Here is a 21,430-nt window from a genome sequence, read left to right as displayed (position 1 = left end):
TAAGGGGTTAATCGGGGTGTAGAGACGTTTTTAGTCCACGTCCCTACGATATTTTCCAATAATACAAAGTTATTTTGTGATTAAACCGCCACAGCTTGATGAATGTAGCCTAATTCCGTCAATTTGTTCCAGACTTTGGCGACACTTTCCTCTAAAGTCTCTAAATCAGTGCGACATTCCACTTCTGGGTTAAAAGGTGGTTCATAGGGATCATCAATTCCCGTAAAAGACTTGATTTCGCCAGCACGCGCTCTTTTATATAATCCTTTCACATCGCGCTTCTCACAGACGCTTAAGGGAGCATTCACGAAAACTTCGACAAAATTGCCGATTTTTCCCCGTACTTCTTCGCGAATCTCGCGATAGGGAGAAATAGCCGAAACTAGGACAATTACACCGTGACGGGTGAGCAAATTAGACACAAAACCAATGCGACGGATATTTTCATCGCGATCCTCTTTACTAAATCCTAAACCTTTGGTGAGGTTCGTCCGCACTATATCGCCATCGAGAACTTCAATGGAATAACCTTCAGCGATTAATTTTGCCTGTAATGCCTCGGTAATCGTGCTTTTCCCCGCACCGCTCAATCCTGTTAACCAAACCGTCACGCCGCGCTGTTTCATAGCAATCATTAATAATACTTAAATCCTGTTTAGCGTACCATATCTCAGGGATCAGTGATCAGTTACCAGTGATCAGATGGGAGTTTTCAGTTCACTGATTACTGATAACTGCTTACTGATAACTGAACAACCCCCAACCTGATTGAAACAAACAACCTGTCACCACGATCATTGATAATGTATGTTGAGTTGCTGTCTTTAATAAGGTAATGTTTAAGAAATTCCCCCCTCACACCCCGCTCATTCTTGGACTAGGTTCTGGGGTTGCGCTTTTTACTCTCACCAGTCTCTTTCTCTTTCACCCGAAAATTCTCGCTTGGCTCGATCGCAATAGTGCTTCGGTTCCTAGTCAAGATACTAACCAACCCTCTGCCGTGGTTGATAGCGCTTCCTTACCACAAACCGAGCGAGATGTCAAGTTAAAAGATGTTGCTGATGCCGACGCGCCCTCTTTAGATCGTAGTCGCGCCCGCTATCTCTTGGCTATGGATTTATTGAGAAAATATGAAGGCGGTCCGGCTTTAAAACAATTAGAAGGCTTAGAAAAACAATATCCTGTTCTCGCTCCCCAGATTCTCCTCAAACAGGGACGCGCCTACGAATTAACCAACGACAGTGAAAAAGCGCAAGAAATTTGGCAAAAATTACTGGAAACCTATCCCCAATCGCCCGTAGTGGCGGAAGCTTACTACTCTTTGGGCAAATACGACCCCAGCTATTATGAGAAATTGCTCAAGGAATACCCCCGACACCCGCGTACTTTGGCTTTAATTCGCCAACGTCTTCAAGAAAATCCCGATCAATTTCCCTTATGGTTGCAGTTAGCCAAGGCTAATCCTTTTGATCCTACTCTCAATCAGGCTCGCGATCGTTTGGTGAAAGACTACGCCAATCAGTTAACTCCGGCGGATTGGGCAATGATTGGGGCGGGTTATTGGCAGTCGGGATTGTACGAAAAAGCCTATAAAGCCTACGCTAAAGCCGCTCCTAGCCCCGAACAAGCCTATCGTTACGCCCGCGGGCTACAAATTGCCAAAAAACTGCCAGAAGCTCGCAGCGCTTACCAAAAATTAATTAAAACCTATCCCCAAGCCTCAGAAACCGGTTTGGGATTACTGCGACTCGCCCAAATTTCTCCTAACCGCGATGCCATAGCATATCTCGATCGCATTGTCAAGCAATTTCCCGATCGCGCTCCGGAAGCTTTGGAAGCGAAAGCCAAATTACTCAACTCAACTAATGCCCAGGCCGCTAGTCAAACATGGCAGACTTTATTAAATAAATACCCAAAATCCGACGAAGCCGCCGATTATCGCTGGTTAATGGCCCAAAGAGCCGCTAAATCCGGTGATTACGCCAAGGCGTGGCAGTGGGCGCAGCCAATTGCGGTTAATAATCCCGATAGTCAAATTGCCCCGAAAGCGGCTTTTTGGGTGGGAAAATGGGCGCAAAAACTGGGCAAAAACCAAGAAGCAAAACAAGCTTTTACCTACACTATTTCTCGTCATCCCCATTCCTATTATGCTTGGCGCTCGGCGGTTTTATTAGGTTGGGACGTGGGAGATTTTACCACTGTCCGCTCCTATAATCCTACCACCGTCAAACCCGCCACCCGTAACGATCCCCCCGCCGGTTCGGAAGCTTTCAAGGAATTATATCGAATTGGTGAAGATACGGACGCTTGGAATCTCTTCCAAGCAGAAATTGTCGATCCTTGGAATTTAACCGTTGACGAACAATTTAACCTCGGTGTCTATAAACTCTCTCGCAATCAAAATTTAGAAGGAATTAACCTGATTTGGCGCTTGCGAGAAAGAGATACCCCGGAGGAAAGGGAAGCATGGAAAGTCCTGCGACAAAATGATAAATACTGGCACGCTTTATTCCCTTTCCCCTACTACGATAGTATCCTACAATGGTCAAAAGATAGACAATTGAATCCCCTGCTAGTGACGGCTTTAATCCGGCAAGAATCCCGCTTTGAAAAAGAAATCCGTTCTCCTGTGGGGGCAGTGGGATTAATGCAAATTATGCCCGATACGGGTAAATATATCGCGGGTAATACTGGCAATAAAAGTTATTCTTTAACTAATCCCGAAGATAACATTATGATGGGGACATGGTATCTCGATTATACCCACGGCAAATTCGCCGGAAATTCACTTTTTGCCGTGGCTAGTTATAACGCTGGACCTGGGGCAGTTTCCAAATGGAGACAGCGTTTTGATTTTAGCGATCACGATGAATTTGTTGAGAATATTCCCTTTAGAGAAACTAAGGGTTATATAGAATCGGTGTTTGGTAATTATTGGAATTATCTCCAGATTTATAACCCCGAAATTCAAGAGCAAATGAAGAGAGTTGCTAACCCTTCCTAGTTGATTAATGGGGATGGGTGATTAACTCATTCCCTTAAGTAAGTAGGGAGGCACAATTATTTGTAGGATGGGTTAGCGGTAGCGTAACATAATCGGGCGTTGGGTTTCATGCTTCAACCCAACCTACGTTCTTGATCCCCCCTTAATCCCCCCTTGATCCCCCCTTAATCCCCCCTTAATAAGGGGGGCATCTGACAGTTTTTAACACCTAGCTACTTACTAACTTTTTTCCTGATTATGCAATCATTTAACTGGCAAACCGTTGATCGAGATTCTCCTTTTACTCGCCTAGATTTTCGGACAAAATTAACCATGATGATCGTGGTTACTCTCATCGCTTTTACTTGGGAAAGTCCCCTCGCTGGCGGTTTTCTAACTCTTATTGTCGCTTTAGCTTGTCTCTGGGCGGGGGTAAAATGGTCTTATCTCTTCACTATTTTAAAATTCATGGCTCCTTTTTATCTATTCTTATTAATTACCATGGGATTTTTTAATGTGGAACAGGTAAAAGCTTTAACGGGAAAAACTGAATTAACTCCCTTATTAACTGTCGGTTCTACTAAAATGACTATCGAGGGAACCCTCTACGGTTTAAATGTGATCTTTAAAACTCTCACGATGGTTTTAATTATTCCCCTCGCTATTTTTACCACCGATATAAATCAGATGATGGTGAGTTTAACTAAGGCCAGAATTCCCTACAAAATAGTCTTTATTTTTTCCTCTACCCTGCGTTTATTTCCTCTCCTAGTAGAAGAATCTCGATCGATTATTTCTGCTCAAAGATTACGAGGATTAGCAATAGAAAAAATGGGTTGGTTGCAAAAAGGAAAAATTTATGCTTCCATCGCTGTACCTTTAATTTTAAACGCTATGGCTAAATCGCAAAAATTAGAAGTAGTTTTACAAGCTAAAGCTTTCTCTGGTGATCCCGATCGCACATTTTTACAGGAATCAATCTTAACCAATAAAGACTATTTATTAATTATTGGCTTTCTATTTTTATTGGTTTTGGCAATTATTCTCTATGTAAAATTCGGGGTGGGAAAATTTGCCTGGTTGTTTTAAAATTAATCCCTATTGTAAGTAGTTAGGTGTTAAAAACTATCAGTTTCCCCCCTTATCAAGGGGGGATTAAGGGGGGATCGAACCCAAAATCTATCTTCAATTTAATTCTAACCAGCTACTTATAGCTCGATCGATCTGGGTATATAAAGCTTCTAAATCCCCGGAATTGTCCAAAACAATATCAGCTAAGGCAATTTTTTCGGCTAAAGGCATTTGATTATTAATCCGAGCGATCGCTTGTTCCCTAGTTAAGTTATTTCTACTCATTAAGCGTTGAATTTGTTGCTCTAAACCGCAGGAAACCACCCAAATCTCTGTGACTAAATGGGTTAATTTAGCTTCCAATAATAAAGGAATAGAACAAACAACTATCGGGGCTTCTAACTGCTCTAAATGCCGCTTAAAACATTCTCTAACGTAGGGATGAATCTGACTTTCTAACCAGATTTTTTCCTCGGGATTATTAAAAATAATCTCTCCTAACTGTTGGCGATTAAGGGAATTATCCTCAGTTTTAACTTTTCTGCCATAACGCGCCAAAATTCTCTCTAAAATTGCCGAACCTTTTTCCACTGCTTCCCGAGCATACATATCCGCATCAAGGACGGGAATTTTGTAGATATTTTCTAAATAATGAGAAACCGTGGATTTACCACAAGCTATTCCCCCTGTTAACCCAATAATTCTTCTCGACATAAATTATTAAATTGCTAATCTCAATTAAGGTGCGTTACGCGCTCGCTAACACACCCTACGGTTATAAACTCTCTATCTAAGGTGCGTTACGCGCTCGCTAACACACCCCACAGTTATAAACTCTCTATCTGTCGTAAAACTCTTGTTTGTACTTGTTGATAGGCAGTTTCCACATCTCCTAAATCGCGACGAAAACGATCCTTATCAAGAATGCGCGCTTGGGCATCCTCTTGGGTTTTATCCCAGAGACGACAGGTATCGGGGCTAATTTCATCACCTAGATAAATTTTGCCCGTTTTATCAACTCCAAATTCTAACTTAAAATCGACGAGAATAATCTGGCACTTATCAAAAAATTCTTGTAGATATTGATTGATTTTCAGGGCTAAATCTCGTAACTGATTGACTTGCTCCTCCCTGGCAATATCAATTACTTTTATGCGATCGGTTGTTAACAAAGGATCGCCCAAAGCATCATCCTTGAGGTAAAATTCTACAAGAGGAAAAGGTAATACTTTCCCCTCCTCTAATCCCGTTTGCTTGCACAAACTCCCGGCGGCGATATTTCTGACTACTACCTCCAAAGGAATAATTTTAATCGCCTTGACGCGCATTTCCCTAGAACTAGGGCGATCGATATAATGGGTAGGTATTCCTAGGGATTCTAACCATTGAAATAGGGCAGTGGAGACAGTACAGTTAATTTCCCCTTTACCGACAATTTGCCCGCGTTTTTGGGCATTAAAAGCGGTGGCATCGTCTTTGTAATAAGTGAGGAGAATATCAGGATCATCGGTTTGATAGAGAATTTTGGCCTTACCTTCATAGAGTTTTTCCATAGTTATCATCCTCGGCATTGATAGAAGAAAATCGATAGTCAATCAGATAGTGGCATCAGTAAATTTTGGCGATCAACCCAGACAAAAAGTCTCTATCATTGGGTAGATGATCGTTGAGAAAAATAATGTATAATTGCAGCTTAAAGATAAATGCCAACATTTGGCGACCGAACCTTAACCTATAACCAAAAACTGTCACGATACCAGGGGTCAACTTTTGGCGAATCAGCCAAGTTTTTACTTAAATCCTCAATCATAGCCAACAATTGATATTATCTCCCATTACCATTACCGAAAAATCTAAAGAAATTCCGCACAATTACCCGCCATCGCCCTATGAACCAGAATCCTCCTAACGATGATAACCCGAATCTCCCCGATCGCCGCAAGGAGGATTTTCTCTATCCTCGCGCCCCCTACTATGGAGAATTTAAACCAGAAAACTTGCTATTTAACGCCAATTTACAGGAATTTGCCCAAAAAGTCAGTTTTATTTGTAATCTGGAAACGGGGGGCAAAATCAGTTCTCTAGAAGCCTACCAAAAAATTAAAGCCCTCTGGAAAGACTTAAAACAGAGCAAAAAAGGCCTAGGCATTGGGGAAAATCCCTTTCAAAAAGATGATGATACCTAAAGGAAAAAAATGCTGGGACAGAAATATTTTCTGCCCCATAGAATTAGATGAGCAAACGCTTAAAAATTACCGTGATTTTGGATGGCAGTTTCTAATTTTGCCACCACTTCCTCGACGCTAATTACTCCTAAATCGCCCGTGGCACGGGTGCGAATACTTAAACTATTACTTTCCATTTCTTTTGCCCCCACCACTGCCATCACGGGTATTTTTGCGGTTTCAGCATTGCGAATCATTTTACCCAAACGTTCGCCACTGGTATCGGTTTCGGCGCGAATTCCTAACAACTGCATTTTCACTGTCACCTCTTTAGCGTAATCCAATTGAGTATCACTAACCGGTAATAATCGTATCTGGACAGGGGCTAACCAAAGAGGAAAATCGCCTGCGTATTCTTCGATTAAAATACCGATTAAACGTTCCAAAGAACCAAAAGGTGCGCGATGAATCATCACTGGACGTTTACGATTACCATCTTCGGCAACGTATTCTAATTCAAAACGTTCGGGTAAATTATAATCTACTTGTACCGTTCCTAACTGCCATTCTCTTTCGAGAGCATCTTGGAAAATAAAGTCTAATTTTGGACCATAAAAAGCCGCTTCTCCAGGAGCTTCAAAATAATCCATCCCCAAAGTTTGCACCGCTTTTCTAATCGCTGATTGTGCCTTTTCCCAAGCTTCATCGGAACCGATATACTTATCCGATTCGGGGTCACGAAAACTCAATCGCGCCTTAAAATTCTTTAATTGTAAACTCTTAAACACCGTCAAAATTAAATCAACAACGCTTAAAAATTCCTTGTCTAATTGTTCGGGAGTGACAAACAAATGGGAATCATCGACTGTAAAACCGCGAACTCTAGTTAATCCTCCCAATTCTCCCGATTGTTCGTAACGATAAACTGTCCCGAATTCTGCCAAACGCATCGGCAATTCCCGATAGGATCTCAAATCACTTTTATAGATTTGAATATGAAAAGGACAGTTCATCGGTTTGAGGACAAATCCTATTTCCTTACTAGCAGATTCCTCATCGTCTGCCATCATGGGAAACATATCTTCTTTGTACTTTTGCCAGTGACCGGAAATTTTAAACAAATCGACGCGAGCAATATGGGGAGTAACTACGGGTAAATAACCGCGTTTTAACTGTTCTTTTTTCAGAAAATCTTCTAACAAAGAACGAATTAAAGTTCCTTTCGGTGTCCATAAAGGCAACCCCGGCCCGACAGAATCAGAGAAAATAAATAAACCTAATTCTTTGCCTAATTTCCGATGGTCGCGTTTCAGTGCCTCTTCCTTACGGCGCTTGTATTCGGCTAATTGTTGGGGATTTTCCCAGGCTGTGCCGTAAATGCGCTGTAATTGGGCTTTATTCTCATCCCCGCGCCAATAAGCACCCGCTACCGTCTCTAATTCGATCGCTTTCGGGTCTAGTTCACTTGTATTGTCTAGATGCGGACCGGCGCACAAATCCCACCAAGCGTCCCCAAGATGATAAAGGGTGATGGGTTCTTGAATTCCCGCCAGAATTTCCAGCTTATAGGGTTCATTAATCGCTTTAATGCGCTTTTCCGCCTCTTCCCGAGAAACTTCCTCGCGAATCACCGGCAGTTTTTTATTGATAATTTTGACCATCTCTTTTTTGATGTCCTTGAGATCCTTATCAGTAAAAGGTTCCGGCACATCAAAATCGTAGTAAAATCCAGTTTCAGTCCAAGGCCCGATAGTAACTTGGGCTTGCGGGAATAATTTCTGCACCGCCATGGCCATAACATGGGAGGTGGTGTGACGAATGCGCTTGAGGTGGTCGGATTCGCTGGTTTTCGGTAGTTTAATCGGGGCTTGGTTATCCATATCTCTTCAATTTACACCTTCTCTATTCTCTATTTTAATAGTAAAAGGAGTCTTTAGTCAGGAAAAAAATCAGGATAGATATCAATGCTATTTCCCCTCATCTCTAACCTCTAACCCCTCATCTCTATTTCTCGATGAAAAAACTAATTTTATCCTGTTTATTTTTGGGATTGGTTGCTTGTCATGCCTCGGTTAATACCACCGATAGCCAAAAACCCAAGGTAATCTCCACTAGCACAATTATCGCCGATTTAACCGCACGAGTAGGCGGTGAAGAAATTGACCATCAAGACATTTTAAAACCAGGGGATGATCCCCACGTTTATGAACCGGTTCCCGCCGATAGTGTGGCTTTAGAAAAAGCCGATTTAATTCTCTATAACGGTTATAATCTCGAACCGGGGTTAATTAAAATGATCAATTCTACGGGAATTAAAGCTAAAAAAGTGGCTGTGGGAGAAGCAATCAAGCCGTTACAACTAGAAAAAGAGGGGCAGAAAGTCCCCGATCCCCACGTTTGGGGTTCGGCGAAAAATGGCATAATCATGGTGGAAAAAATCCGAGATCAATTGATTGAATTAAGTCCCGAAGATAAAGAGATTTTTACTGAAAATGCCGCCCAATTAATCAGGGAATTAGAAAATCTTGATCGCTGGATTACTACGGCTATTGAAACTATCCCCCCTTCCCAAAGACAATTAGTCACCACTCATGACGCTTTTCAGTATTATGCTCATGCCTACGGTTTAAAAGTAGCGGGAACTTTAATTGGCATTAGTACCGAAGAACAACCAAGCGCCCAAACGGTGAAAAATTTAGCCGATGCTATTAAAAATCTCAAGGTTGCTGCTATCTTTGCCGAGACCACTATTAATCCCGCTTTAATTACCACTGTAGCCGAAGAAGCGGGGGTGAAATTAGCACCACAACAATTATATTCTGATTCGATCGGCGCGGTGGGTACTGGGGGGGATAGTTATGTAAAAATGCTGAAAGAAAATACTCGATCGATCGTGGAATCTTTAGGAGGAAAAGTACCCGAATAAAAATAAATAATTGGGGGAAGTGGGGAAGTGGGGAATTTAGGTGATGGGGGTGTGTTACCCTAGGCTAACACCCCCGCAAGAGATGGTTATCTATTTCCCAAATCCTTTACCGCGATTGACAGCAGGTAAAATGAGACAATTGTTAATCTGTTCTTTTAGAGTTTCATGATCGAGATTTTGACCGATAAGAACTAGCTGATTTTTGGGAGTACCTTTCCATTCGTCATCTTCGAGAGTAAAACGTTTGCCACTGAGGTGAAAAATATGACGTTTAGGACTTTCATCAAACCAGAGAATACCCTTAGCGCGGAAAACGCTTTCCGGTAACTGATTATCGAGGAAATATTGGAACTTCCGAATCGAAAAAGGTTGGTCACTAGCAAAGGAAATAGAAGTAAATCCATCTACCTCTAAATGATTGGAATGGTCGTGATGATCATGATCATGATCGTGGTGATGATGATCGTGATCATGATCGCAATGGTCGTGATCGTGATCGTGGTGATGATGGTCGTGGTGTTCTTCTTCTGTGTCGAAATATTTATCCGATTCAAATAGTCCGACGCTGAGAATTAAGGGTAAAGGAACCTGACTTTTGCTAGTGCGAAGAATTCTCGCTCCTTGCTTCATGTCCCGGATTCTTATTTCTAAAGAATCCACATCCCCTTCATCCACTAGATCGGTTTTATTGAGAACAATAATATCACCGTAGGTGATTTGACTTAAGGCCGCTTGCGAGTTGAATAAATCGAGACTAAAATTGGCACAATCCACCATAGTGACAATGGAATCTAAACGAGTCATTTCCCGTAATTCCGTTCCTAAAAAGGTTAAAGCTACTGGTAAAGGATCGGCTAATCCCGTGGTTTCTACGACTAAATAATCGATTTTTTCGGGACGTTCGAGAACTTTATAAACTGCTTGAATTAAATCCTCGTTAATCGTGCAGCAAATACAGCCATTATTTAATTCTACCATGCTGTCATCACTGCTGATGATCAGTTCATTATCGATACCGATTTCGCCAAATTCATTGACAAGAACAGCAGTTTTTAATCCCTGTTGATTGCTGAGAATATGATTGAGGAGAGTAGTCTTACCACTACCAAGAAAACCAGTAATAATTGTTACTGGTAGCCCTTTTTTTGGCACTGACATCGTGTTAATAGCTTGTGATTCGACGGTTTGCATAATGATTTGGGGGTGAGTATTCTGTCACTAAAAAGCGATTTTTCGGGATGAGATGGCTAGTTTTTCTCGATCGAACAGTCTCCACTCGATCGCCGACTATTTTTATTGTAGATATTTTTGCACCACATCCCATCCTGTTAGGGTAACAAAAAGAAAACCCAGAAACAATAAAAGATTAGTGCCGATGTGGAGAGACCGCGCTAGAGGTGGACGGGTTGTAATGTTCAGGCCGCTAATTGCCGAAACAAAAACCAGAAAAACCACCGATAAACCCGCTATCAGGTGGGAAGAGTGACCTAAACTGCCATAATGACCGATTGTTCCCACTAATCCGATTCCCAGCAGAATTAAGACCAAAGCAACCATGATCAGGCCGCTGAGGAGATGAAAGGATCTTAACCATTTTGGTCGAGATTGGCCCGCAAGTCGTCGATAACCCATGTTTACCCCCGAAACCGCTAGTAAAAAATAGGCAAAGAGGGCAAATCCCATCGACCAAGCGGCAATTTTCCATAACCAGAGAAAGGAGGGGAGATTCATAGGGGTGGGATTATTGTTAGCAAGGAAAGGGACGACCGATCGTGTTAATTTAAGTTTACCGGACAAAAATCAGCAAGTTAGGGCTAATATGTCTCATCTCACCATCGACACGGAAAATAATCAGCGTCAACCCTTTGAGTTACCTGGGGCTAAACCCCATTATAACCCCGATCGACCCGGACAAGTTAATCATATTTTTCTCGATTTAATTATTGATATTCCCCGACAAAGTTTTCAGGGCAGCTGTCAGATTACCCTCACCCCCATTCGTCAGGGAATTAGCAGTTTAACTCTGGATGCGGTGGATTTAAATATTAATTCTGTGTTCATTGAAGGTATCAGTCAACCCTTTGACTATGATCGTTCTCTGCTGACCATTCATCTGCTACAACCCACCAGCGATAAACCGATTATCCTGACGATTAACTATCAGGTTAATCAACCACAACGGGGATTATATTTTATCGGCCCCGATGAATATTATCCCGACAAACCGATGCAAGTTTGGACCCAGGGAGAAGATGAAGATTCTCGCTTTTGGTTTCCCTGTTTTGATTACCCTGGCCAATTGGCCACTTCCGAAATTCGGGTTAAAATTCCCCAACCCTATATGGCTATTTCTAACGGGGAATTAATCTCAGTGGAACTCGTGGGTGAGGACAGAATTTATCACTGGTCACAAAAGCAAATTCATCCTACCTATTTAATGACTCTTGCGGTGGGAGATTTTGCCGAATTATGCGACTCATGGAATGGTGTTCCTGTTACTTATTATGTGGAAAAAGGACGGGAAGAAGAGGGACAAAGAAGTATGGGTAAAACTCCCCGCATGATCGAGTTTTTTAGCCAAAAGTTTGGTTATCCCTATCCCTATCCTAAATACGCGCAAGTTTGCGTAGATGATTTTATCTTTGGTGGAATGGAAAATACTTCCACCACAATTTTAACCGATCGCTGTTTAATTGATCAAAGAGCCAGCATCGATCATACTTGGACAGAAAGCTTAGTTGCCCATGAATTAGCTCATCAATGGTTCGGTGATTTAGTGGTAATTAAACACTGGTCTCACGCTTGGATTAAAGAGGGAATGGCCTCCTATTCTGAGGTTTTATGGACAGAATCGGAATACGGAAAAGCTGCTGCTAGTTATTATTTATTAGGGGAAGCAAGAAGTTATTTAGAAGAAGATACTTCCCGCTATCGTCGTCCGATTGTTACTCATGTTTATCGAGAAGCGATCGAACTTTATGATCGTCATCTCTACGAAAAAGGTGCTTGTGTTTATCAGATGATCCGCTCTATTTTAGGGGAAGATTTATTTGAAAAAGCGATTCATACTTTTGTGCGGGATAATGCCCATAAAACCGTAGAAACTGTGGACTTATTACGGGCGATTGAAAAAGCGACCGGCTACAATTTATTATTCCTCTTTGATCAGTACGTTTATCGCGGTGGTCATCCCGATTATAAGGTGGCCTACAGTTGGGATAATGAGAATAATTTAGCCCAATTAACCGTCACCCAAACTCAGGATGAAAAGGAACTATTCGACTTGAAAATTCCCGTCGCTTTTGCCTATCTCAACTCTGAGGATCTTACCTACAATCTCCGGATTCACCAAAAAGAACAAAGTTTCTATTTTCCCCTAGCACAAAAGCCCGATTTTGTCAAGTTCGATCGGGGTAATAATTTCCTCAAAACCGTCACTCTTGAGTATCCCATCGCCGAATTAAAAGCGCAATTACAACAGGATCCCGACCCGATTTCCCGTATCTATGCAGCGACGGCCATTGCTAAAAAAGGCGGTTTAGAAGCGATCGAAGCTTTAGGGACATCCCTAGAAAATGAGCCTTTTTGGGGTGTGCGTGTGGAGGTGGCCAAACAGTTAGCAACTCTTGGTTTAGATCAGGCAGTTACTGCTTTAATTAAAGGTTTAAACGACGAAAAAGCGCAAGTACGTCGGGCAATTGTCGAGGGATTAAGTGAAATTAAAACCTTAGATAGTTATAACGCGCTTAAATCCCGATTAGAAGCTGGAGATGCTAGTTATTATGTGGAAGCGGCCACGGCGCGAGGATTAGGCTCCATGGCCGTGGGACAATTGCAAAATAAAGAAGGGGAAATTATTGACCTGCTCAATCACATTTTACAGTCAAGAAAGGGGTGGAATGAGGTAGTAAGAGCGGGCGCGATTGGGGGTTTAAGCCAGTTAAAAACCTCGCCGGCGGCTTTGGAGTCAATTTTGACCTACACGGCTTTAGGCACACCTCAACCCCTGAGATTAGCCGCTATCCGCGCCCTGGGAGCGATTTCTTCGGGACAAACAACGGATAAATTAACCGTAATTTTGGAACGTTTAGAAACCATTGCCAAGGAAACTTTTTTCTTGACGCAGGTGGCACTGTGTAACGCTTTAGGACAGATAGAAAATACCAAAGCTATTGCTATTTTACAAGCTTTGAGCGATCGAACTCCCGATGGTCGCGTGCGTCGTGTAGCCGAGGAAGCAGTACAAAAAGTCCAGAAAAAATTAGGTTCCGACAAAGCAATTCAGGAAATTCGCGAGGAATTAGAAAAAATGAAACAGGAAAATCAGGAACTTAAAAGTCGTTTGACCAAATTAGAGGCGAAAAATAGTTAGTTAACCTGAGTTATCAGTTATCAGTCAATATAAACACCGAATTTTGAACAATTATGCAACAATTTATTCAACAGTTAAAAATTAATTTATCCTTGACAGTAACCTAGAAGTTTTATCATTGACTTTCCTAAACATCCTTAGCTAATCATCGCCAATAAACCTTGATAAAAAATCTGAAAACTAGGAGAACAATTATGAGCAGGAGTCATAAATTGAGAAATTTCTCTGGCTGCTTTCACTTTTTCTAAACCTCCTCGATGATACCCAGCTTTTTGAAGTATCTTTTCTAAGTTTTCCCAAGTTCCGCCCGTAATTTCATCGGGTTTTCTGTATTTTGCTTGCTGTCCCACATTAGTAGAAACTTTGGGATAGGCTGAGACTATAGCCTGAATATCACCAAAAAACCAAGCTTCTAGTTCTTCTATAGCAATTCTATTTAACACCTGAAATGTTTTTTTATCTTCACTAATCGTTTTGGTTATCATTCCTGTTTGTTGGGCAATATTTTCTAACTTTTCTTTGAGCATTTGACAATCTTCATTGTCTCTATCTACAAGAATAATGATTCGATAATCATCGGGTATCCAGCATTGATAGCCTTTTAATCGCTCCGGTAGCTTTTTGATTAAATCGGATTTACCTCGAAAGGCATGAATTTTATAGGTGACATTCTCAAATAATATTTTAGGTAAAATTTGATTTAAACATTCTTGGGTAGAAAATTCTTCGACTAAAAATTCAAGATGCACTTTTTCCCTCCTTTGCTATTAAATTTAAATGCTAGGATTACCCACATCAAAATAGTCCTCCATCCATAATTGACCCAACAAAGCACCATTTTGAATAAATTCCTTAACTCCTTGCATTGCTGAAGTACGTTTAGCTTGAGTAAAACCATTTTCATCTCGATAAAGTACCCAAACTTCTTCTGGTTTCAAACCATCTACAAAAAAGGGAGAATGAGTTGTTACCATTAATTGTGTACTTGCGGTCGCTGCCCGACATTCTTCTGCTAATGCAGGTAATAAACGGGGATGAAGATGATTTTCTGGTTCTTCTATTCCCAGTAATTGCGGCGGGCTTGGATCATATAAAATAGTTAAATAAGCCAACATTTTTAAAGTGCCATCGGAGGCAAATTTGGCAAGAATTGGCTCTTGAAAAGGTGCGTCTTTAATCTGAAGTAAAAGCTGTCCATTCGGCATAATAGATGCTTCTACTTTTTCTAATCTAGGAATTCGACGAGAAAGGGTTTGTAAAATAGATTCTAATCGTTGAGGATGATCTTCTTTTAAATATTGAATAACATTAGGTAAATTGTCACCAGTTGGGGATAATCTTTCTTGCGCTCCTGCTTCTGGTTGAGTGCGAGTATTATCTGCGGTTAAGTAGGAAAGATACCAACTTGTGACAAAACGACGCAAAGCACTAACCCGGGGATGTTTGGCCAATTGTCCCAGGGTACTAACAGCTAAAAATTCCGGGGAGTCTAATCGTTCAGAAATTCGTTTATCTTTTGGTTTGGGATTTTCTCCACTAATCACTATTCCTTCCCCTTCTTTAAAGTCTAAAAAGCGATAAGGTTTACCCTTCGCTCCTTGTCTCCACTGTAACCATTCTTCGGCAACATAAGGGCGATTGTTAGCTTCATTAATAGCTAAATGATAGGTAATTAAAGATGAGTCTTTGGTTTCTCTATATTTTAATTCGATAATGATGTAACCTTCTTGTCCTCTAGTTCTTAATTCTTTAAATCTTCCCCGTCTGTCCCAAGCTTTTCTTAAACCAACAGTAAAACATTCAGAGAGGAAAGCAAAGACATCAAATATGGTAGATTTTCCGCTCCCATTAGAACCGAGAAAAACGGTTAAAGGAGTAATGCTTTTTAATTCTAAGTCCTGTAAAGCTCGGTAATTTTGCACGCGCAGATTTTCGATTCGAGGTATAGAGTTTTTAGACATTGATTGTTGCTCTCTGCTGCTTTTAGCTCGTCTTGTCCCAGATTAGCTGTTAATTTCCCCAGTTCCCCGAAAAAACTGCTCAATTTTTAGTAATCTCTACTTATAATACCAAATCCAATGGGTGATCAGATACACCCGTTTCTCTTTCCTGAGTTTCCCCATCATCTGCTTTGTCCAGACCAGAATCAGCCTTGACTTGGCTTTAAGGTTTATTTTATAAAAAACTCTCTAATAAACCCAGAGTTTTTAAATTGAGTAATCGATAAATTTCTCACTTGGATTGTCAAAATCAGTGAGTAAGGTCGCTTTTCTTGGTTTTAAATGTACCGTTTGTTCTGGTTGTAACTGTAATTGCTTGTACTCCTCACGATTGAGATAAGCCACCACCATTTCCCCATCGGCTAACATTAATTCTACTTGTATTTCCCAGCCTAAATGAATAACTCTTTTTACCACTGCCCAACTATTCAACCCATCTTGATTGGGCATAATTTCTAGGTCGTGGGGACGGATAAAAACGGTGGAATTATCCCCCGGATGATGTCCATTACCTAATCCTGCTAGATTAGGTAAGATATTCACTTCCCCAATAAACTGCATCACAAAAGGTGTGGCAGGATGATCGTAAATTTCGGCGGGAGAACCCACCTGTTCAATTCTACCATGATTCATCACGACAATCGTATCGGCTACTTCCATTGCTTCCTCTTGATCGTGGGTAACAAAAACACTGGTAACGTGAACTTCTTCGTGTAAATTTCTCAGCCATACCCTTAATTCTTTTCTGACTTTTGCATCTAAAGCTCCAAAGGGTTCATCTAATAATAATACATTCGGTTGAATGGCTAAAGCGCGGGCTAAAGCTACTCGCTGCCGTTGTCCTCCCGATAATTGGGCGGGATAGCGATCGCCTAATCCTTGTAATTGAATTAATTCTAATAGTTCCTCAACTTTTTTCTTAATTACTGGCGATTTTTGCTGGCGAATTTCTAGACCAAAAGCAATATTTTGACGGACAGTTAAATGTTTAAATAGGGCATAATGTTGGAAAACAAAGCCGATATTTCTCCGTCTAGGATCTAGATGAGTGGTATCTTGTCCATTAATAATAATCGCGCCACTGTCGGGAGTTTCTAATCCCGCAATCGAACGTAATAAGGTGGATTTTCCCGATCCCGATGGTCCAAGAAGGGCGACTAATTTGCCTTCAGGAATGGTTAAATTGATATTATCTAAAGCTTGAAAATTGCCGAAACGTTTAGAAACTTGCTGGATGGTAATACTCATATTTTAGGTTAATTGTAGTTAAGTAAGTAGGTGGGTGGAATTAAATATAAGATGAACGTAGGTTGGGTTGAAGTATGAAACCCAACGCCCTCATAATTTTTAGGTTTTTTGTAGTTATGTAGTGTGAATTTTGTGGGCGGTTTTACGTTCGAGAATTTCTTTGATAATTAAAGTAACTCCCGCTAGTAAAGCTAGAATAGCCGCCGCACTAAAAGCGGCAGGAGTGAGATAATTTTTATAAGCCTGTTCTACGAAAATTGGCAGGGTGGCAGTTCTGCCTAAAATACTGCCAGAAACCACAGAAACCGCCCCAAATTCTCCCATCGCCCGGGCATTAGTTAACAGCACTCCGTACATCAATCCCCAACGAATATTGGGTAAAGTTACGCGCCAGAAAATCTGCCAATCATTTGCCCCTAAAGTGCGCCCCGCTTCCTCTTGTTCTAAGCCAATTTCTTCTAAGACTGGGATAACTTCTCTAGCGACAAAAGGCATAGTAACAAATATAGTTGCTAATACCATTCCGGGTAAAGCAAAAAGTATTTTTATATCGAAAAATTCTAGAAAAGAACCTAACCAACCATTGCGCCCATAGAGCAGTACAATCATTAAACCCGCTACCACAGGAGAAACGGCAAAAGGTAAGTCAATTAAACTAATTAATAACGTTTTGCCACGAAATTGATTGCGAGCAATTACCCAGGCTGCACAAAGTCCAAAAATTGTGTTTAAGGGTACAGTAATTAGGGCAATAATTACTGTTAATCTTACCGCTTCGATAAAGTCAGAAGTTCCCGCCGCTTCTAAAAAAGCTTGGAATCCATTGCGAAAAGCATAGTAAAATACTGCCGCTGCTGGAATAAAAAGCAAGAAGGCAAGATAAACAAGGGCGACGATAATTAATAGGGGTTTGTAATCCCATTCTTTCGTTTTAGTTAAGGCTTTTGGATTCTGCATTTTTGATCTGTCTCCAGTCATACTCTAATGTTTTTTTACTCTTTACTTAACTCTGTATTTTTGCCCCCATTGCTGCAGGAAATTAATTACTACTAACATCAGTAGGGAAACCAGTAATAAAACCATGCCGATTACTGTCGCCCCTGTGTAATCATATTCCTCTAGTCTTTGGAAGATTAAAACTGGGGCAATTAAATCCTTAAAGGGGATATTAGAGGAGATAATAACTACAGAACCATATTCACCGATCGCTCTGGCAAAACCGAGGGCAACTCCTGTTAAAATAGCCGGTAGTATTGTGGGAAAAATCACTAGCCAAAAGATTTGCCAAGAGGAAGCACCTAAAGATAAAGCCGCTTCTTCTACTTCTTTTTCCATTTCCTGTAAAACCGGCTGTAGGGTGCGGACAATGAAGGGTAAAGCGATAAATAACATCGCCACAAAAACCCCTAAAATGGTAAAGGATATCTTAATGCCAAAGGGGGCAAAAAATTGACCGATCCAACCGTTATCACTGTAAACTGTGGCTAGGACTAAACCAGCAACAGAAGTGGGTAAAGCAAAGGGCAAATCTACACAAGCATCGACAATTTTTTTACCCGGGAATCGATACCGCACTAATACCCAAGCGATAATAGTGCCAAAAACTCCGTCAATTAATCCGGCGATTAAGGAAGTAAAAAAAGTGACTTGGTAAGCGGATAAAGAAATCGGTAAAGTGGCGATGCGCCAAAATTCGGCAAAACCAAGAGTTAGGGATTTAGCAAATAATGCCGCTGCCGGTAAAACCAACAAAACCACTAGATAACTAATGGTAATTACCCAAGGAATAGAAACTTTTTTCAGGGGTTGACTGGGAGATAAAGATAATTGTGGGTTAGCCATTGTTAATTATTGCTAAGTAAGTAGTTCCAATTAAATAGAAGATAAATTTTGCCTTTGATCCCCCCTGCCCCCCTTGATCAGGGGGGTGCCGATCCCCCCTGCCCCCCTTGATCAGGGGGGTGCCGATCCCCCCTTAATCCCCCCTTGATCAGGGGGGTGGGGATCCCCCTTGATAAGGGGGGTGCCGATTAGAGATTACCAATTGTCCGCTTCTTCAAGAACTTGTGCTGAATCATACCAAACTTCTACATCTAAATCTGCCAGATAGGAAAGGGCATTTTCTATCCCTTGGGAGTTGCCTTGTAGTTGTAGATCGAACCAGCCATCTTGATTATTATTGGCAGCTAACAAAGCGGAAAATATATTCACTTTTAGACCGGGAAAAGAACCTAAACGTGCTATAATAGGCTCGTTAATATATTGTTTAGGAATGCGAATTTTTATTCTTCGGGAAGTGGGGCGATCAAGTCCAGATTGATCGAGATGTAAGTCACTTTGGGGATGATTAATAGTTTGCCATTGAGGTTGATTGTCCATGGTTTTTCTCCTTTAAGATTTACCAGCTTTAGTCAAAATTTTATCGAAGACGGCTCCACTATCAAAGAATTGTTTTTGTACCTGATCCCAACCTCCTAAATCCTGCACGGTAAAGAGATTTTTTATCTGAGGAAATTTACTCTCAAACTCTTTAACTATCGTCGGTTCAACGGGACGAAAACCCACCTGAGCAAATTCCCTCTGTGCCTCTGGGGTAAATAAAAACTGCACAAAAGCCTCGGCCACTTTTCTCGTACCTTTTTTATCCACATTGGCATCAACAACCGCCACGGGATTATCAATAGAAATGTTGTAATCAGTAGGAACAATGTAAGCTAACTTCTCACCTTTTTGATTAGCGAGAATCATCTCGTTTTCGTAATTAATTAGCACATTTCCCTGGCCTTGTTTAAAAAACACATCACTAGATTCGCGAGCGTCTCTAGGTAAAACTGGCGCATTTTTAAACACTTTTTCGACAAAAGTTTCCGCCGCTTCTTCACTACCTCCTGCTTGCGTCACCGAACCCCAAAGAGCGAGAAAATTCCAGCGCGCTCCGCCAGAAGTCTTGGGATTAGCGGTAATAACTTTAATATTATCCTTGGCTAAATCTGACCATTGATTAATTTTAATATTGGCATCACGAGGAACAAAAGCCACCACAGATTTATGAACAATAGATTCATTCGGAGCTTCTTTTTCCCAACCGGGTTGAATTAATCCCGCTTGCTCAATTTTCTTGGTATCCAAAGCTAAAGCCAACGCTACCACATCCGCTTCTAAACCATCGATAACGGCGCGAGTTTGGGAACCGGAACCACCATAACTCTGTTCAAAAGTTACTTTTTGCCCCGTTTTTTGTTGCCATTCCTCGACAAATTTGGGAATGATTTTTTCGTAGGCGCTTTGGGTAACAGCATAGGAAACAAGCGTCACAGTCACGGGTTTTTGGCTGTCATTGCCGCTATTGGTGGGGGATGAGGTACAAGATGCCAGCATTCCTCCCGTCAGGACAGTTGCCATGAGTAGGGATAAACAAGACTGGGATGACGGCATCGGCGGCGCTCCTAAGCTTTACTCTGAGGTTGTATCTGTTTTCAGGTCTGCTTTAATCTTACAGCACAGGAAATAAAATTTCAATACATTTATAAAACAAATTGGGAATAAGGCGATAACAAGGGAAACTGTGAGAAGATAAAATCAGTGCTACATCTAGGTTTGAGACTATGGGCAAGAGCGTCAAAGCCAAAAAAACAACCCTCCTACAACAACTGATTAACCAGAGTTTTCTCTTTCGCGGACTAGAGGAAGCTTGGTTAAGTCAGTATCTCGATGCCGACAATCTCAAGTTAGAGACGCTATTTTCCAATCGTCCCGTCTATACGGCTTTTCTACCCGATGAATTTCTAGATGTTTTGTATGTGATTTTGGATGAGGGTGTAATCGTCGTCCGCAGCACTCCCCTCGACCGGATTATTGCCATTACCTACCCCGGTGGCTGTTTTGGTATGAGGAGTTTACCCTTTAGTTATGGTTTAGCCAGTCGTGCCTTTCCCTGTTTGGTGGAATCCTATAAAACTACCCACGTCCTGAAAATTCCCTTATCGTCCCTAGAAAAGATTTACAACGATAACGAAAGTTTTCGTCAACGGTACTGTTTTTTATTTGAATTACAGCAAAAATTCGAGTATCATCTGCTTAATTGTAGTAGCTATCCACCCCAAGCTGTAGCCACTTTACTGAGAGCTTTAATCTATCAAGAAAGAGAATTAGGCAGTCAACCAGATGCCGAAAATATCTATACTTTTGATTTATCCGTCGATGTGATTGCTCGCGCTTGTCAACTCAATCAACGCACCGTCGAACAGGTATTAAAAGGATTGCAAAACGTGGGATTAATTGCCTCAGAATCGACGGGGGATTTAATTCGGGTACTGGATGCCGAGGGGTTAAAAGAAGTTTACAGTGCCACCAGAGATAAAGTTAATTGGTGGCCCCTAAGATAAGCAGGTTTGGCCCTATTTATTATTGCAATTGACAGCGCTTTAAGGCATCTTCGGCAGCCGCTTTGGTGGCATCCTGTTTCCGTTTACCTTTACCTGTACCGTAGAGAAGGTTATTAACCCGCACTTCGGCGGTAAATTCCCTAGCGTGGGGCGGTCCGGTAACATCGATGATCGCATATTCTGGATTAGAGGCGAAATTAGCCAGCGCCCACTGTTGAAAGAGATTTTTAGCATCGATAAAAGATGGCGATTCCGATTGTTGAGAGACTAAATGAGAGGC

At 41.4% G+C, this 21,430-nt stretch carries 20 protein-coding genes; 6 read left to right on the top strand and 14 right to left on the bottom strand.

The features are described 5' to 3' along the window. Window positions 1-80 precede the first annotated feature (80 nt). On the bottom strand, window positions 81-626 hold the full coding sequence (cysC, locus tag IM515_RS01885; protein WP_287629492.1) for an adenylyl-sulfate kinase: 546 nt from the start codon (window positions 624-626) through the stop codon (window positions 81-83). Window positions 627-835: 209 nt separating this feature from the next. Here cysC and IM515_RS01880 point away from each other — a divergent pair, with 209 nt between their 5' ends. After that, complete coding sequence (locus tag IM515_RS01880; RefSeq protein WP_287629491.1) at window positions 836-3,004, top strand: transglycosylase SLT domain-containing protein; 2,169 nt, start codon at window positions 836-838, stop codon at window positions 3,002-3,004. 237 nt (window positions 3,005-3,241) lie between these two features. After that, window positions 3,242-4,072 carry an energy-coupling factor transporter transmembrane component T family protein gene (locus tag IM515_RS01875; RefSeq protein ID WP_002768388.1) on the top strand — a complete coding sequence of 277 codons (831 nt, stop codon included), beginning with the start codon at window positions 3,242-3,244 and terminating at the stop codon, window positions 4,070-4,072. A gap of 96 nt (window positions 4,073-4,168) precedes the next feature. On the opposite strand, the gene coaE is transcribed toward IM515_RS01875, so the two are convergent. Both coaE and purC read right to left on the bottom strand, forming a co-directional pair. Continuing rightward, window positions 4,169-4,768 (bottom strand): dephospho-CoA kinase, encoded by a 600-nt coding sequence (gene coaE / locus IM515_RS01870; protein WP_287629490.1) that lies wholly within the window; start codon window positions 4,766-4,768, stop codon window positions 4,169-4,171. A 113-nt stretch (window positions 4,769-4,881) separates the two neighbouring features. Then, entirely contained in the window at window positions 4,882-5,607 is a 726-nt protein-coding gene (gene purC / locus IM515_RS01865; RefSeq protein WP_287629489.1) for a phosphoribosylaminoimidazolesuccinocarboxamide synthase, read from the bottom strand. 336 nt (window positions 5,608-5,943) lie between these two features. Between purC and IM515_RS01860 the strand changes: the two genes are divergently transcribed. Continuing rightward, window positions 5,944-6,240: a DUF7219 family protein gene (locus IM515_RS01860; protein ID WP_002743720.1), complete on the top strand. Its 297-nt coding sequence runs from the start codon at window positions 5,944-5,946 to the stop codon at window positions 6,238-6,240. Between the two features lie 59 nt (window positions 6,241-6,299). On the opposite strand, the gene thrS is transcribed toward IM515_RS01860, so the two are convergent. Beyond that, complete coding sequence (gene thrS, locus IM515_RS01855; RefSeq protein WP_287629488.1) at window positions 6,300-8,099, bottom strand: threonine--tRNA ligase; 1,800 nt, start codon at window positions 8,097-8,099, stop codon at window positions 6,300-6,302. A gap of 134 nt (window positions 8,100-8,233) precedes the next feature. Between thrS and IM515_RS01850 the strand changes: the two genes are divergently transcribed. Further along, a complete protein-coding gene (locus IM515_RS01850) occupies window positions 8,234-9,145 on the top strand; it encodes a metal ABC transporter solute-binding protein, Zn/Mn family (RefSeq protein WP_287629487.1) in 912 nt (303 codons plus the stop codon). A gap of 90 nt (window positions 9,146-9,235) precedes the next feature. Here the strand turns inward: IM515_RS01850 and IM515_RS01845 are convergent, their stop codons facing one another. Beyond that, the gene (locus IM515_RS01845) at window positions 9,236-10,336 is read right to left on the bottom strand and encodes a CobW family GTP-binding protein (protein ID WP_002768379.1); all 1,101 of its coding nucleotides are present in this window, start codon (window positions 10,334-10,336) and stop codon (window positions 9,236-9,238) included. 102 nt (window positions 10,337-10,438) lie between these two features. Beyond that, on the bottom strand, window positions 10,439-10,876 hold the full coding sequence (locus IM515_RS01840; protein WP_046660890.1) for a DUF4079 domain-containing protein: 438 nt from the start codon (window positions 10,874-10,876) through the stop codon (window positions 10,439-10,441). Between the two features lie 4 nt (window positions 10,877-10,880). Between IM515_RS01840 and IM515_RS01835 the strand changes: the two genes are divergently transcribed. After that, on the top strand, window positions 10,881-13,517 hold the full coding sequence (locus tag IM515_RS01835) for a M1 family metallopeptidase (RefSeq protein WP_287629485.1): 2,637 nt from the start codon (window positions 10,881-10,883) through the stop codon (window positions 13,515-13,517). Window positions 13,518-13,654: 137 nt separating this feature from the next. On the opposite strand, the gene IM515_RS01830 is transcribed toward IM515_RS01835, so the two are convergent. The 7 genes from IM515_RS01830 to IM515_RS01800 all read right to left on the bottom strand — a co-directional run bounded on the left by IM515_RS01830 (window position 13,655) and on the right by IM515_RS01800 (window position 20,200). Next, entirely contained in the window at window positions 13,655-14,266 is a 612-nt protein-coding gene (locus IM515_RS01830) for a DUF4276 family protein (protein WP_002768377.1), read from the bottom strand. 24 nt (window positions 14,267-14,290) lie between these two features. Then, complete coding sequence (locus IM515_RS01825) at window positions 14,291-15,478, bottom strand: AAA family ATPase (RefSeq protein WP_287629484.1); 1,188 nt, start codon at window positions 15,476-15,478, stop codon at window positions 14,291-14,293. Window positions 15,479-15,724: 246 nt separating this feature from the next. Then, window positions 15,725-16,765, bottom strand: coding sequence for a sulfate/molybdate ABC transporter ATP-binding protein (locus IM515_RS01820; RefSeq protein WP_002768375.1), 1,041 nt, complete (start codon window positions 16,763-16,765; stop codon window positions 15,725-15,727). Between the two features lie 114 nt (window positions 16,766-16,879). Further along, a complete protein-coding gene (gene cysW / locus IM515_RS01815) occupies window positions 16,880-17,722 on the bottom strand; it encodes a sulfate ABC transporter permease subunit CysW (protein ID WP_002768374.1) in 843 nt (280 codons plus the stop codon). Between the two features lie 42 nt (window positions 17,723-17,764). Then, entirely contained in the window at window positions 17,765-18,607 is an 843-nt protein-coding gene (cysT, locus tag IM515_RS01810) for a sulfate ABC transporter permease subunit CysT (RefSeq protein WP_002768373.1), read from the bottom strand. 195 nt (window positions 18,608-18,802) lie between these two features. After that, entirely contained in the window at window positions 18,803-19,144 is a 342-nt protein-coding gene (locus tag IM515_RS01805; RefSeq protein WP_002768372.1) for an NIL domain-containing protein, read from the bottom strand. 12 nt (window positions 19,145-19,156) lie between these two features. After that, a complete protein-coding gene (locus IM515_RS01800) occupies window positions 19,157-20,200 on the bottom strand; it encodes a sulfate ABC transporter substrate-binding protein (protein ID WP_002789376.1) in 1,044 nt (347 codons plus the stop codon). Window positions 20,201-20,370: 170 nt separating this feature from the next. Here IM515_RS01800 and IM515_RS01795 point away from each other — a divergent pair, with 170 nt between their 5' ends. Next, the gene (locus tag IM515_RS01795; protein ID WP_287629483.1) at window positions 20,371-21,150 is read left to right on the top strand and encodes a Crp/Fnr family transcriptional regulator; all 780 of its coding nucleotides are present in this window, start codon (window positions 20,371-20,373) and stop codon (window positions 21,148-21,150) included. Between the two features lie 19 nt (window positions 21,151-21,169). Here the strand turns inward: IM515_RS01795 and IM515_RS01790 are convergent. Beyond that, the coding region (locus IM515_RS01790; RefSeq protein WP_287629482.1) for a putative dsRNA-binding protein at window positions 21,170-21,430 on the bottom strand (261 nt) is incomplete at its 5' end.

Origin of the sequence: Microcystis sp. M44BS1, assembly GCF_020244875.1 — a bacterium.
Taxonomy (GTDB): Bacteria; Cyanobacteriota; Cyanobacteriia; order Cyanobacteriales; family Microcystaceae; genus Microcystis; species Microcystis panniformis.
Note: the sequence above shows the minus strand (reverse complement) of the source record. Positions and strands in the feature narration are given on the sequence as shown.